The organism is Robbsia betulipollinis (genome assembly GCF_026624755.1).
In the GTDB taxonomy this organism is placed as follows: Bacteria; Pseudomonadota; Gammaproteobacteria; order Burkholderiales; family Burkholderiaceae; genus Robbsia; species Robbsia betulipollinis.
This window is the reverse complement of record NZ_JAPMXC010000001.1, coordinates 659,614-673,393: the sequence shown is the minus strand read 5'-3', so window position 1 is coordinate 673,393 and position 13,780 is coordinate 659,614. Positions and strand designations below refer to the sequence as shown.

At 62.8% G+C, this 13,780-nt stretch carries 11 protein-coding genes; 10 read left to right on the top strand and 1 reads right to left on the bottom strand.

The window, feature by feature from the left end:
* Nucleotides 1-288: 288 nt before the first annotated feature.
* Nucleotides 289-1,311 carry a porin gene (locus OVY01_RS02955; RefSeq protein WP_267845530.1) on the top strand — a complete coding sequence of 341 codons (1,023 nt, stop codon included), beginning with the start codon at nt 289-291 and terminating at the stop codon, nt 1,309-1,311.
* Between the two features lie 38 nt (nt 1,312-1,349).
* Here the strand turns inward: OVY01_RS02955 and OVY01_RS02950 are convergent, their stop codons facing one another.
* Entirely contained in the window at nt 1,350-2,603 is a 1,254-nt protein-coding gene (locus tag OVY01_RS02950) for an MFS transporter (RefSeq protein WP_267845528.1), read from the bottom strand.
* Nucleotides 2,604-2,915: 312 nt separating this feature from the next.
* Between OVY01_RS02950 and OVY01_RS02945 the strand changes: the two genes are divergently transcribed.
* The 9 genes from OVY01_RS02945 to OVY01_RS02905 all read left to right on the top strand — a co-directional run bounded on the left by OVY01_RS02945 (nt 2,916) and on the right by OVY01_RS02905 (nt 13,724).
* Nucleotides 2,916-3,890 carry an ABC transporter substrate-binding protein gene (locus OVY01_RS02945; protein WP_267845527.1) on the top strand — a complete coding sequence of 325 codons (975 nt, stop codon included), beginning with the start codon at nt 2,916-2,918 and terminating at the stop codon, nt 3,888-3,890.
* A gap of 16 nt (nt 3,891-3,906) precedes the next feature.
* Nucleotides 3,907-4,932 (top strand): amidohydrolase family protein, encoded by a 1,026-nt coding sequence (locus tag OVY01_RS02940; protein ID WP_267845525.1) that lies wholly within the window; start codon nt 3,907-3,909, stop codon nt 4,930-4,932.
* Nucleotides 4,933-4,973: 41 nt separating this feature from the next.
* Nucleotides 4,974-5,825, top strand: a complete 852-nt coding sequence (locus tag OVY01_RS02935; protein WP_267845523.1) for an amidohydrolase family protein — start codon at nt 4,974-4,976, stop codon at nt 5,823-5,825.
* Nucleotides 5,826-5,910: 85 nt separating this feature from the next.
* On the top strand, nt 5,911-7,203 hold the full coding sequence (locus OVY01_RS02930; RefSeq protein WP_267845521.1) for an MFS transporter: 1,293 nt from the start codon (nt 5,911-5,913) through the stop codon (nt 7,201-7,203).
* A gap of 111 nt (nt 7,204-7,314) precedes the next feature.
* The gene (locus OVY01_RS02925; RefSeq protein WP_267845520.1) at nt 7,315-8,301 is read left to right on the top strand and encodes a DODA-type extradiol aromatic ring-opening family dioxygenase; all 987 of its coding nucleotides are present in this window, start codon (nt 7,315-7,317) and stop codon (nt 8,299-8,301) included.
* A gap of 49 nt (nt 8,302-8,350) precedes the next feature.
* On the top strand, nt 8,351-9,208 hold the full coding sequence (locus tag OVY01_RS02920) for an HpcH/HpaI aldolase family protein (RefSeq protein ID WP_267845518.1): 858 nt from the start codon (nt 8,351-8,353) through the stop codon (nt 9,206-9,208).
* Nucleotides 9,209-10,762: an acetolactate synthase large subunit gene (locus OVY01_RS02915; protein WP_267845517.1), complete on the top strand. Its 1,554-nt coding sequence runs from the start codon at nt 9,209-9,211 to the stop codon at nt 10,760-10,762.
* A 28-nt stretch (nt 10,763-10,790) separates the two neighbouring features.
* Complete coding sequence (locus OVY01_RS02910; protein WP_267845516.1) at nt 10,791-11,687, top strand: substrate-binding domain-containing protein; 897 nt, start codon at nt 10,791-10,793, stop codon at nt 11,685-11,687.
* A gap of 99 nt (nt 11,688-11,786) precedes the next feature.
* Entirely contained in the window at nt 11,787-13,724 is a 1,938-nt protein-coding gene (locus OVY01_RS02905; protein WP_267845515.1) for a hypothetical protein, read from the top strand.
* The last annotated feature ends 56 nt before the right edge of the window (nt 13,725-13,780 follow it).

The following is a 13,780-nucleotide window of genomic DNA, read 5'->3' as shown; positions in this document are numbered from 1 at the left end:
CTGGCGCGCGGCGGAACATCGCGCATCAAAACATTTTTTCATTAGGTATGCGTAACGAATTGATTTTCGTAATCGTCGCCTGGAAATAGCTGCTGCCGGCAGCCTGAAAAATGCAAAAAGTTCCATCGAAAAGCACTTTTGTGCAAAGACGCGTAATGGCGTATCGAATACTCTCTTAGGCAAAATCTCTTCGGAATTCAGCGGTTGAATATGATGAGCATGACCGAATTGATTGAAATGGAGGCGATTTAAAAAATATTGCAGCAATAATAATAGGGTGGAGACAGCGTGAAAATACTGCGAAGTGCATTGTGTCTGGCATCGGTTTGCGTTGCCAGTGTCGCCCATGGGCAATCCACCCTCACGCTCTATGGCGTGATGGACAATGGCATCGAATTCCAGAACGGGGGAGCGGGTTCGGCGGTTCGGGCGGTGTCCAGCGGACTTTTCGCGACGGTATATGGCTTGCGGGGGGCGGAAGACCTCGGCGGCGGAACGATACTGAACTTCACGCTGGAACAAGGTTTTTCGGGCGAAACCGGCGCCGCCACCGTCGCGACCGCGGCGTTCAACCGCCTGGCGTGGATCGGCATAGCCGGTACCTACGGCGAATTTCGCCTCGGCCGGCAGAAAAAGCCGGAATATCTGTTTTTGAACGCCCAGATGGATCCCACGGCGGTGAAAAGCTTCGCGTCGCCGATCAACAACTTTCAGGATCCGACGGTCCGGGCCAATAACGCCATCACGTATTTCTCGCCCACGATCATGGGCCTGACGGCGCAGGTCATGGTGGCCATGCGCGACTCCACCACGAAACCCCAGAATGGCCTGGAACTGTACAACGGCGTGTTGCGCTACCTGAATGGCCCGTTTCACGCCGTGATCGGTTACGAGCAGTGGGGCAGTGCGACCGGAACCACGCTCCAACGCGTCTTCCGCAGCGGCGTCTCCTACGATTTCGGTCACCTCAGACTGTACGCCGCCTTCGAATCCGAAAAGCTGAGCAACCATACCGAAGATCTCGATATTTACGCGCTATCCGCGTCCTATGCCTTCAACCCGGCGAATTTTCTGTCGGTGTTGTACGGCTACGCGCATGACAAGACGGGTCAGGGAAACAATGCCCAGCAGTTGGGGACGATCTACGAGTATTTCTTCTCGAAGCGCACCATTCTCTATGCGGCGGGCGGCGTCATCCAGAACCGAAACTACGCCGATTTCACCCTGGACGGCACGCAATATTCCGGCATTGCCGGCGCTCCGGGGGGCTATGCGAAAGCCGTCATTCTCGGGATGACGCACAAATTCTGAGACGAGCGCCGACGCCGGCGTCTGGCCGGCGGTGCCCGTCAAGGCGCCATTGCATGTCTTTCCCCCATGTCATTGACCCGCGGCGCCCATTTGCGCCGCATCAGGATGCCGGTGCTCATGGCACCCGCCAGCAAAAACACGAAGATGGCCATCATGGGCAGTTGGTAGCTGCCGCCGATATGCAGCAGCCAGCCCGACAGGCTGGCCGATACCCCGCCGGCGAGACTGGTGGCCACCTGCTGCAGGCCCGTGTTCAACCCGACCGCCTGTTTCGGGATCAGGGTGAGCTTGCACAGGGCCAGATTGTTCGCGGTGACCAGCCCGAGCAGCGAGAGCGACAACACGTTCCAGAACAGCGCCGCGCCGAGCGACGACGCATAGGCACCGAACAGCACGGTCGTGCCGCCGATGAAGCCGGCGATGATGAAGCATTTGCGCACTGCCACCGCGTCCCGGCCGCGGGCGATGATCCGGTCCGCGAACCAGCCGGCGAGGGCCGCGACGATCGCGATGCCGGCGAAGCTGAAGAAGGTATAGAGCCCGGACCTTTCCAGCGAGAGGCCGCGCTGCTCCACCAGATAGGCGGGCATCCAGGTCATGCAGTAAAACGCGAAATAGCTGTAGCAGAAATTATTGATCAAGCCGCCCCAGACCACCGGGCTGGACAGCAGATTCCTCAGCGGCACCGAGGCGGCGCGGTGGATCGCCGCCGCGAGTTCCTCCCGCGACGGATAATCGTTGCGGACCGTGAGCAGCCAGGGCACCAGCCATATCAGTCCGACCAGACCGGTCATGACGAACATCGCCTTCCAGGAGTACGCCACGATCATCCAGGCCGCGATCGGCGCGCCCAGCGCCGGCCCCATCTTGCCTCCGATCGAGAAAATGCCCAGCGCCGTGCCCTTCCGGGTCTCCTCGAAGTGGTTCGCGAGATAGCGGTAGGTGGCCGGAACCACGATGGCTTCGGCCATGCCGATGAGCAGTCGTACGACGATCAGGGCGGACAGCGTGTTCACCAGACCGGTCGTCGCCGCGGCGATGCACCACAGCAGGAAACAAAGCGCATAGGGCCACTTCACGCCATAACGGTCCACCAGCCAGCCCATGGGCATCTGGAAAAGACCATAGGACCAGAAAACGGCCGAATTGAGCCAGCCGCGATCGACGCTCGTCAGCGCGAATTCCCGCACGAAGTGCCGGTCCGCCAGCGCCGACGACAGACTCGTGCGGTCGACGAAGGAAATCAACAGTCCGAGTGCGAGAAGCACCAGAACGGCCCAGCGATTCTCCACCGCGGCTCTTCTCAAGCGAAGCCTCTTTTATCTGTATGGGTGACGGCCATTTCCGGAAAGACAGAATAGGGGATCCGCCAGGAGTCGTCCCTGCACAAAAACCAGATTCGTCGGGACTTTTCGATTCGACCGGACGCTCCCCCGCACCCCGCCCGGCCGCACCGCAGGCCCGCGCGAAAAGTGCCATTGAATCTTCGTTTTGTGTAAAGACGGGAGGTCCGACGTCTTCTATTCTTTCCCCATCGAGACGGGGCCTCGGACGTGGAACGCCCGACGCCGCCGTCCACGACGCACAAGCTCAAGGAGAAGACGTTGACCAAGAAAGTGCCGCTCAAAATCGCCATTGCCGGACATCCGCACACCGTGGCCATCCGTGACGGATCGATTCCCATCGAGGGTGTGGAGCCCGAGTTCGTAAACGTCCAGCCCCAGATCGGCGCGTTCCGCCGGATGGTGCGCGACGTCGAATTCGACGTGTGCGAACTGGCGCCCACGACCTACATCATCGCCCGCGCCTACGGCGCGCCGTTCGTGGGGCTACCGATCTTCGTGGTGCGGCGCTTTCATCATGGCGGTCTGCTGATCCGTCCCGATGCCGGCATCAAGACGCCGAAGGATCTCGAAGGGAAGAAAGTGGGCGTGCGCGCCTATTCGGTGACCACCGGCGTGTGGACGCGTCAGGTCCTGATCGACGAATTCGGCGTGGATTCGTCGAAGGTGACGTGGGTGGTGGACGATGAGGAACACGTCACGCAACTCAAGCTGCCGTCCAATGTGATTCATGCTCCCGAAGGCACGTCGCTGGCGGAAATGATGGCGAAGGGAGAACTGTCGGCGGGCTTCGCCGCCGCCGCGGGCATTGGCCGCACCGGCGCCCCCACCGGCGGCTGGAAGGAGGTCGAGGCCGACTATCCGGACCTGCTGCCCAACGCCACGGAACTCGAAGCGGACTATTACGCCCGGACCGGCGTGTACCCGATGCACGGCACGATCGTCGTCAAGGATTCGGTGCTGGCCGAGCACCCGTGGATCGCGAAATCGCTTTTCGATGCCTTCGCGCAGGCGAAGAAGGAATGGCTGGCACGCCTGGACGCGGGTACCGCGACCACCGCCGGCGACAAAAAGTATCTCGAATTGCGCAAGATCGTGGGCCATGACCCGCTGCCCTACGGCCTCGAGGAAAACCGCAAGACCATCGAAACGCTGGAAGCCACGGCGTTCAAGCAGGGCCTCACGCCGCGTCGGATGTCCACGAGCGAATTGTTCGTCGACCCCTTGGCACAATGACCCGAACGGAGAGACTATGATTATCGATTGCCACGGCCACTTCACGACCGTGCCTGCGTCGTTCCGCAACTGGCGCGCCAAACAGGTCGAATTCGCGAACGATCCGGCCAACGCACCGTCGCGCGAGAGCGCGCACGTGAGCGACGACGAAATTCGCGATGCGATTGAAAACGGTCAACTCAAGCTGCAACGCGAACGGGGCAGCGATCTGACGCTGTTCTCGCCCATCGCGGGCCTGATGAGCCACCATCTCGGCAACGAACGCACGAGCCTGGAATGGGCCGAGGTCTCGAACGACCTCGTGCTGCGCGTGACCGAGCTGTACCCGGACAACTTCGCGCCGGTCTGCCAGTTGCCGCAGTCGCCGGGCGCCGCGCCCGCCAACTCGATCCCCGAACTGCGCCGTTGCGTGGAGCAGTTGGGTTTCGTGGGATGCAACCTCAATCCCGACCCGACCGGCGGTTACTGGACGGGCACGCCGATGACCGACCGCGAGTGGTACCCGCTCTACGAAGCGCTGGTCGATCTGGACGTGCCCGCGATGATTCACGTGGCCGCGTCGTGCAATCCCTGCTTTCACGGCACCGGCGCGCACTATTTGAACGCGGACACCTCGGTGTTCATGCAGATCCTGCAGTCCGATCTGTTCAAGGATTTCCCGACGCTGCGCTTCGTGATTCCGCACGGCGGCGGCGCGGTTCCCTACCACTGGGGCCGCTATCGCGGCATGTCGCTCGAGATGCGCGACCGTCCGCTCGAAGGCCTGCTGAACAATATCTTCTTCGATTCCTGCGTCTATCACAAGCCGGGCGTCGAGCTGCTGACCAAGGTCATACCGTCCGACAACGTGCTGTTCGGCTCGGAAATGGTGGGCGCCGTGCGCGGCAGGGATCCGGCCACCGGACAGTATTTCGACGATACCAAGCGCTACATCGACGCCTGTCAGTTCTTGACCGACGAGGATCGTTTCAAGATATTCGAGGGCAATGCGCGGCGCGTCTATCCGCGTCTCGACGCGCGGCTCAAAGCATACGCGAAATGATCTCGACGCACTCGGCATAATCAGAAAAGGACAAGGCATTCATGGCTTCCTCGATTGTTGATATTCACCCCCACATCATTTCCGACGATGAAGGCCGCTATCCGCCGGCGCCGTTGTTCGGCAAGCGTTCGGAATGGTCGAAGGAGCGTCCGACGACCGTCGAGACCCTGATCGCGGCGATGGACGATGCCGGGGTCGCCAAGGCGGCCGTGGTGCATTCCTCGACCACCTACGGTTTCGACAACAGTTACGTGGTGGACGGATGCGCGAAGTATCCCGATCGCCTCGCGGCCGTCGGTTCCGTCGATGTACTCCAACCGGACGCGCCCGCGCGCATCCGGGAATGGACCGACCGCGGTCTGGCCGGCCTGCGCCTGTTCACGGGCGGCAGCACGAAGGAATTCGACCCCAGCGAACTCGACGATCCCCGCGCCTTTCCGGCGTGGGAACTGTGTGCGGAACTGGGTCTGCCGATGTGTATCCAGACCGGGCCGATCGGTCTTCCGCAGGTCACGGCGCTCGCCCGCCGTTTTCCCGGCGTGGCGATCGTCCTCGACCACCTGGGACGCCCCGAAGTGGCCGACGGCGCGCCTTACGTCAAAGCGCAAAGCCTGTTCGACCTCGCGCCGCTCGAAAACATCTACCTGAAGCTCACGCCGCGGATCTTCGGCGACGTGAAGAAGGAGAAGGCCAGCGCGGAAACGTTCTTCCCGCGCGTGGTGCAGGAATTCGGCGCGCAGCGCCTGGCCTGGGGATCGAATTTCCCGACCTCGCCGGGTACCCTCGCGGAGATTCTCGCGACGGCCCAGACGGGTTTGCAAAGCCTGAGCGAGGAAGACCGCGCATGGGTATTCGGCAAGACGGCGCAGCGGTTGTACCCCGTTCTGGCCTGAAGCGCCGCGGCGTGTCGTCCAAGGCGCGAGAAAAGCGTCGGACGAATGTGAAACAGAAGTCATACGAACCGAAAAAAGGCAGGGAATGGAGACGATAAAGGAGCCGAGCAAGCTGGAACCCGTGGCGGACGCGAGCCGATGGTGCATTCTCGCGCTCCTTGCAACAGGTGTGCTGATTTCCTTCGTCGATCGCACCAGCATCTCCAGCGTGCTCGCGGACACGAGTTTCATCCGGAAATTCGCGCTGACGAACGTCGACCGCGGCTGGGTCAATTCCGCCTTCTTCTGGTCCTACGGCCTGTTGCAGGTGCCGATGGGCTGGGTGGCGGACCGCTATGGGGTCAAATGGCCGTACGCGGTCTGTTTCGCCCTGTGGTGCGCCGTCACCGCGTTGATGGGAATGGTGACCACGCTGCAGAGCCTGATCGTCATGCGCCTGATCGTCGGCGTGGCCGAGGCGATCGTGATACCGGCCAGCTACCGCTGGATTCGCAACAATTTCGACGAAAGCCAGCACGGATTCGCCACCGGCATCCTGGCGATGGGCAACAAGTTCGGCCCGGCGCTGGGCGCGCCGATCGGCGCCTGGTTCATCGTGCATTACTCGTGGCAGGCCATGTTCATCGCGACCGGCCTCGTCGGCATGATGTGGCTGATCCCGTGGCTGATGCTGGTCCGCAGCGATTTCCCCTCACGGGCCGAACTCGTGCTGGCGAATCAACGGGCCCGATCGGTCACGTTCGCCAGCGTCCTGTCCAGCCCGGTGGTGTGGGGCGGCCTGATAACGAACTTCTGCTACGGGTATTTCACGTTTTACTGCATGACGTGGATGCCCGCCTATCTGGTGGAGCAACGCGGCCTCTCGATCAGCAAGTCCGGGCTCTTCACGTTTTTCAGCTTCGCCGGCATCGCGGTCGTGGCGGTGGTGGCGGGATGGGCGGCTGACCGGATCATCGCCCGCGGGCATGATCCGGCTCGGGTACGCAAGGCTTTCACCATCGCCGGTTTCGTGGGCGGCTGCACCGTCCTGCTCGGCGCCTATGCCCATTCGCTGAACATGGCGCTGTTCTGGAACGTGTTTTCGCTCTCCTTCCTGGGCCTCGCGACCGCGAACAATCTGGTGCTGTCCCGTCTGACCCTGATTCCCCGGCAGGCGATCGGTCTGGTCACGGGCGTGCAGCAGCTTGCCACCAGTCTCGCGGGCGGCGTCGCGGCGAGTCTGTCCGGATGGCTGCTGCATGTCAGCGGCAGCTATGACCTGCCGATGATCGTCATTCTGGTGTTCCTGGTGATCGGTGCGGCCGCCACGGCGATCATGTTCCGCCCCGAATGGGCACCCAAGGTCAGCGAGGCTCCCGGCACGCTGCGGCAAATTTAACCCAAGGTTTCATGCACGCGCGGTCTAAATGCGCGGTTTGCACGCGTTGCAGCGGCAAGTGAAAACCAACGTTACCGGCCCGGCCGGTGACATCTGACTGGAAAATCTTTCATGGCGAAGATCGTATTCGGAATGGCGGTGCCCCACAGCGGGATGCTGGGGCAGGCGCCGGAAGACTGGCTCAAGAACGGGGAACGGGACCGCAACAATCCGGAATTGTGGTTTCGCAACCGGACGTGGACCTATCCCGAACTGGAAGCGCACCGCGGCGCGGCGTTCGAGCCGTTCCTGACGATCGAGGAGCGCACCGCGCGCGCCGCGCGTTGCCGGGTGGCGCTGGACAAGATGGCCGAGGCGTATCGCGAAGCGGACATCGACGTCGCGATCATCCTGGGGAAGGACCAGAAGGAAATCTTCCTCGATTTCTCGCCATCGATCGCCATCTACACTGGCGAAGAAGTACATAACGGCCCGCCGCAGCGGCCGGTGTACGCGCCCGATCATCACGTCACGCACCAGTGTCATCCGAAGCTGGCGACCCATCTGATCGACAGTTTCCAGCGCGAGGGTTTCGATCTGACGGATCTCTTCGCCTGGCCCGACAACGTCTGGATGAAGCCGCTGCCCGACTATCCCGTCGCCCCGCATGCGTACAGCTTCGTGTATCACCAGATCATGGACGACAATCCGCCGCCGCACGTCCCGATCATCATGAACTGCTTTTATCCGCCCACCCAGCCCTCGATGTCACGCTGCATCGAGTTCGGCCGCGTGCTGCGCGATGCCGTCAACGCCTGGCCGGAGGACGTACGGGTCGGCATCTTCGCCTCCGGCGGTCTGTCCCACTTCGTCAACGACGAGGAATTCGACCGCAGGATCATGAAGATGCTGGCCGAATACGATTACGACGGTCTGGCCGCGGTGGACGACCGTTCCTATCAGTCCGGCACCTCCGAGATCAAACTCTACGTCAGCGTGATGAAGGCCGTGCAGGAAACGGGCGCCGCGATGACCCTGGTCGACTACGTGCCTTGCTGGCGCACGCCTGCCGGCACCGGCGAGGGCATGGGCTTCATGTACTGGAAAGCCGCCGACTGATTCGGCCTGCGCCGCCGACGGTCCCGCCAATCAAAGAGAGAGACACAGCATGAGCGACACCCGACTCAACAGCATCATTCGCGCCTTCGAATCCGGCAAGCCCGCTTTCACCGCGTTCTCCAAGCTGGACAAGCAGACCGCCATCGAGATGAGCGACGCGCCGTACGACGGCATCGTTTTCGAGATGGAGCACAACCCCTACGACGTGTCCGCGCTCGGCGACGCATTGCAGTACATGCTCAACCGCAAGGCGATCGCCGAATCCGGCTCGGTCGCGCCGCGCGTCACGCCGATCGCCCGCATTCCGGCCAACGGCGCCGAGATGAATCAGGCCTTCGCCAAGCAGGTGCTCGATCGCGGCGCCTATGGCGTGGTGTGGCCGCACGTGTCGACGGTGGCGCAAGCCTACAATGCCGTGGCGTCGTGCCGGTACGCGCGTCCGAAGAATGCGCCGTTGTACGAGCCCAAGGGCGTGCGCGGCGATGGTCCCGCCACGGCGGCGCGTTATTGGGGGGTGAGCGTTCCCGAGTATTACAAGCGCGCGGATGTCTGGCCGCTCGCGCCGCAGGGGGAAATCCTCGTCGGCCTGATGTGCGAGAGCACCGAGGCGATCGAGAACCTCGACGACATTCTCGCGAACGTCCCCGGCATCGGCTTCATCCTGATCGGCGAAGGCGATCTCAGTCAGCAACTCGGCTACCCCCGCGAGTACGAGCACCCCGTGGTCCTGGATGCGATGCGCCAGATCGTCGAAATCTGCCACAAGCACAAGGTGGTGGTGGGAAACCCGCATGTCACCGCGAAGAACCATCAGCGGCTTATCGAAGAAGGGTACCGCTTCCTGATGTCCGCACCGCAGCGCAGCTACGGTGTCGTGGGCGCGGCGCGCGAGATGGCGGGGTATTAAATGAACGGAGCGGAAAGCCTGGTTCAGACACTGACCGATCAGGGTGTCGATATCTGTTTCGCGAACCCCGGCACTTCGGAAATGCACTTTCTGAAGGCGCTGGAGAATCCGCGCATGCGCAGCGTGCTGTGTCTGTTCGAGGGCGTCTGCACCGGCGCCGCGGACGGCTATTACCGGATGAAGGGCACGCCGGCGTCGACACTGCTGCACCTCGGCCCGGGACTCGCGAATGGGCTGGCGAACATCCATAATGCCAAACGTGCCTCGTCCGGCATGGTCAACATCGTGGGCGACCACTCGGCCGCGCATCTGAAATACGATCCGCCGCTGATGTCGGATATCGAAGGTCTCGCACGGCCGCTGAGTCACTGGGTGCGACGCGTCGAATCCGCGCGGGCCGTGGCCGGTGACGTCACCACCGCGGTGAGCAAGGCGAGCGAACACCCGGGACGCATCGCCACGCTCATCCTGCCCGGGGACGCGTCATGGCAGGAGACCGGCATCGACGGCACGCCCGTCGCGCCCCCACCCGCGGCGGCCGGCACGAAGGTACCGGACGCGGCGCGCATCGAGCATATCGCGCGCGTGCTCCGTTCCGGCGAGCCCGCGCTGATCATTCTCGCGGGCCGTTCGACACGAGGCCCCGCGCTCGAATGGGCCGGCAGGATCAAGGCGGCGACCGGATGCCGCATCGCGACGCAATTCTTCACCGCGCGGATCGAGCGCGGCGTCGGCCGCGTGCCGCTCGAACGTATTCCCTACGCGGTCGGCCCCGCCATCGAGTATTTGAAAGGCTTCAGGCACATCATCACGGTGGAGACGACGGAGCCCATCGCGTTCTTCAGCTATCCCGATAAACCGAGCCTGCTCAAGTCGCCGGGCACCGCCGTGCATTCCCTGATCGAAACCGACGAGGATGGGGCCGCGGGTCTGCGCATGCTGGTCGAGGCACTCGATGCGACGAATGTCGCCGCGGTCCTTCAGTCCGGTTCGGTCACGGCGGTCCCCAGCGGCGCGCTGGGGCCGACGAGCATCGCGCAGGCGCTGGCCGCGGCATTGCCCGAGAACGCCATTCTGGTCGACGAATCGCTGACCACCGGCCGCGAGACGATGGGCCTGACGGCCGGCGCCGCGCCGCACGACCTCATCAACAACATGGGTGGATCGATCGGTTACGGCACGCCCGTCGCCACCGGCGCCGCGCTCGCGTGCCCCGACCGGCGCGTGTTCTGCATGGTGGGCGACGGCAGCGCCATGTACACCATTCAGTCGTTGTGGACCCATGCGCGCGAAAGCCTGAACATCACGACGATCATCTTCGCCAACAACAGTTACGCGATCCTCAAGGCCGAATACGCCAACATGGGTGCGGGTGCACCGGGCGCGCGCGCCCTGGCGATGATCGACATCGACCGCCCGCGTATCGACTGGCTGGCGATGGCGAAGAGCATGGGGGTGCCCGCCGTCGCCGTCGATACGGCGGAGGCGTTTCATCGCGCGATGGCGAACTCGGTGCACGAACCCGGCCCCTGTCTCATAGAAGTCAGACTGTAATACCATCACGCATAAAGGACGGCGACACATGACAACGACGCTAACGGGTGTGCCCACGCTGCGCACCAACCTGGCCGACTACCCGGTGACGAAGGCGATGAAGGACGGTCGCGTCACCTCGGATATCGTAAAGCTCGATTTTTGCGGACCGACGCCGGCGCACAATGGGTTCAAAGCCATGGTGCGCGAAAACGCCTTCGACGCGGGCGAACTCGCGATCGTGACGTTCCTGCAGGCCAAGGCATTCGGCAAACCCTATGTTCTGCTGCCCACGCCGATATCGGGGCGTTTCCAGCATCACTGCGCGGGCTACAACAGCGATTTCGGCCATCTCGATCCGAAGGATATCGAGGGCAAGCAGGTGGGCGTGCGTACCTATACCCAGACCACCGCGCTGTGGATCCGGGGCATTCTGCGGCACGAATATGGCGTCGATCTCGACAAGGTGACCTGGATGACGCTCGGCGACGGCCATCTCGCCGAATACAGCGATCCGGAAAACTGCGTGCGCCTGCCGAAGGGCTCCTCGATACCGCAAATGATGCTCGACGGCGAACTGACCGCGGCGTTGCTGGGCGAGGACATGCCGAAGGACCCGCGTGTCCGCACGCTGGTGCCCGATGCGCAAGCCGCCGCCAAGGACTGGTTCGCCCGCGAAGGCGTCGTGCCGATCAATCATATGTTCGTCGTGCACGAGGACATCCCGAAACAGCGGCCGGACATCGTGCGCGAACTGTATCGGATGATCGTCGAAAGCCGGGCGCTGACCGAGGGCGGCGTGCCCGCGATCTTTCCGCCGATCGGAATGGAAGCGAACCGCAAGGGCCTGCAACTGGCGATCGATTGGGCGCTCGATCAGAAGATCATTCCGCATCGCCTGTCGGTCGATGAATTGTTCGACGATGTGACCGCCAGTCTGGGCTGAAGCATCCGGACATCCTGGCAGGTAGGCGGCAGGCAGGACGCATTTCGCGTCGAGCGGTCTCGCCATCGCTCGACGACGCATAATAAATGGAGACATTGCATGACGGGCTTGACTGAATCGTTCAGGAAGCGCGGCGCCTGCCTGGCCGTGGTGGGTATCTGGATGTGTATCCCGATGGGCGCAGGCGCGGCCGATGCGCCCGCCGTGACCGACGGGTCCAGGGGCACCCTGTTGCTCAACCGTGTCGGTCCCGTGAGCTCCGAGCTGTACGTGTCCAATGCGGACGGTAGCGGCGAACACAAACTGCTCCCCACGCCCGGCTTCGATTATCACGCCTCTTTCTCGAAAGACGGCCAGTGGATCCTGTTCACCTCCGAGCGCGACGGCCTGGGCGAGTCGAACCTTTATCGCGTCAAGGTGGACGGCACGGGCCTGCAACGGCTGACCGATCACATCGCGGTGGACGACGCCGCGGTTTTTTCCCCGACGAACCCCAACCTGATCGCCTTCGTTTCATCGCGCCGGGGCCAGGCGGGATTCGGCACGACGAATATCTGGACGCTGAACGTCGCGACCGGCGCGTTGAAGAACGTCACGGGTTCGCTCAAGTTCGATCCCACCCGTCCGCACAGCTATTTCAGACCGTCCTGGTCGCCCGACGGCAAGTGGCTTGCGCTGTCTTCCGACACGGGTTCCGATTGGCGCGGTCACGACCTGCCGGTCGGCTGGGAACGCACGCAGGAATGCAGCATCTATATCATCAAGCCCGATGGCTCCGGCTGGAAGCGGATCGCCTCGCACCCCGGCTTCGACGAGGGTTCGCCATCGTGGTCGCCGGATGGCAGGAAAGTGGTGTTTTACGAGACGCCGGTTGAGTCGACCTGGGGTGCGCATCGTCCGGAAAAGATCAATCAGGTCAGCACGCAACTGGTGTCGGTCAAGGTGTCCGACCTCGCCAGGACGACATTGACCGACACGCCCGGTTTCAAGGTGTTTCCGCAATACCTGAACGCGAGCACGGTCGCCTATCATGTCAAGGGCGGCGCCACCGAGGGTCTGTACACCACGGCGGGGGCTTTCCGTCCGACCGCCGACACGGGCATCCGCTCGCCGCGCTATTCGTCGGATGGCAATGCGATGGTGTACGAGAAGGTGGCGTTCCGGCCGGCGCGCGCGAACGGCACCGCGCTGTTCAGCTTCGATCCCGCCTGGCGATACACGTATATCGACGTCTTTCCGCAGCTCTCGCCGGACCGCAAGAAACTGGTATACACGGAAAAGGCGAAAAACTCGTCCATCGCCATCATGAACCCGGATTTCACCGGCTATGAGCGGATCTACGATCCGGCCACCAGCGGTGCGAACCCGACGATGATCAAACAGGGGCTGGCGGGCGCGTTCCAGCCGACCTGGTCGCCGGATCGCGAATGGGTGGCCTTCGGCGTGGGGCAGTGGTTCTTCACGCGCGGCACCGGCGCGGGCCGGATCATGCGGATCAAGGCCGATGGCAGCATGCAGGGCCATCCGGAAATCCTGACCGACGGCAGCATCAATGCCGGCTTTCCCAGCTACTCGCCGGATGGCAAGAAAATCGTCTACCGCGTGTGGAGCGAAAAGGTGCAGGGGCTGCGCATTCTCGATCTCGAAACGCGGAACACGACGATCCTGACCACGGAGTCGGACAACCTGCCGGGATGGTCTCCGGACGGCCAGAGAATCGTGTTTACCCGCAAGCAGATCGATCCGACCGATCCGAAAAAATTCAACTACGACGTATTCACGATCAGGCCGGACGGTACGGACGTGCGTCGTTTGACCACCGACGGTTCGAATCAGGGGCATGCCGTCTGGACCTGGGACGGCCGTCTTGCCTACAGTTCGGGCACCTATGGTTTCCGGGATGAGCTCGCGCTGTACGACAACAGTTTCCAGCCGGACGGCCAGAACTGGGTCATGAACGCCGACGGAACGGATCAGCACGCGATCACGGACACCTTGTGGGAAGAAGCGATGCCGCTCTATATCCCGACTCCCTGAGCATTCGCCGCCGGGCGGCGTGGTGCCGCCGGCGGAATGCGTGCGATACGGTTTTG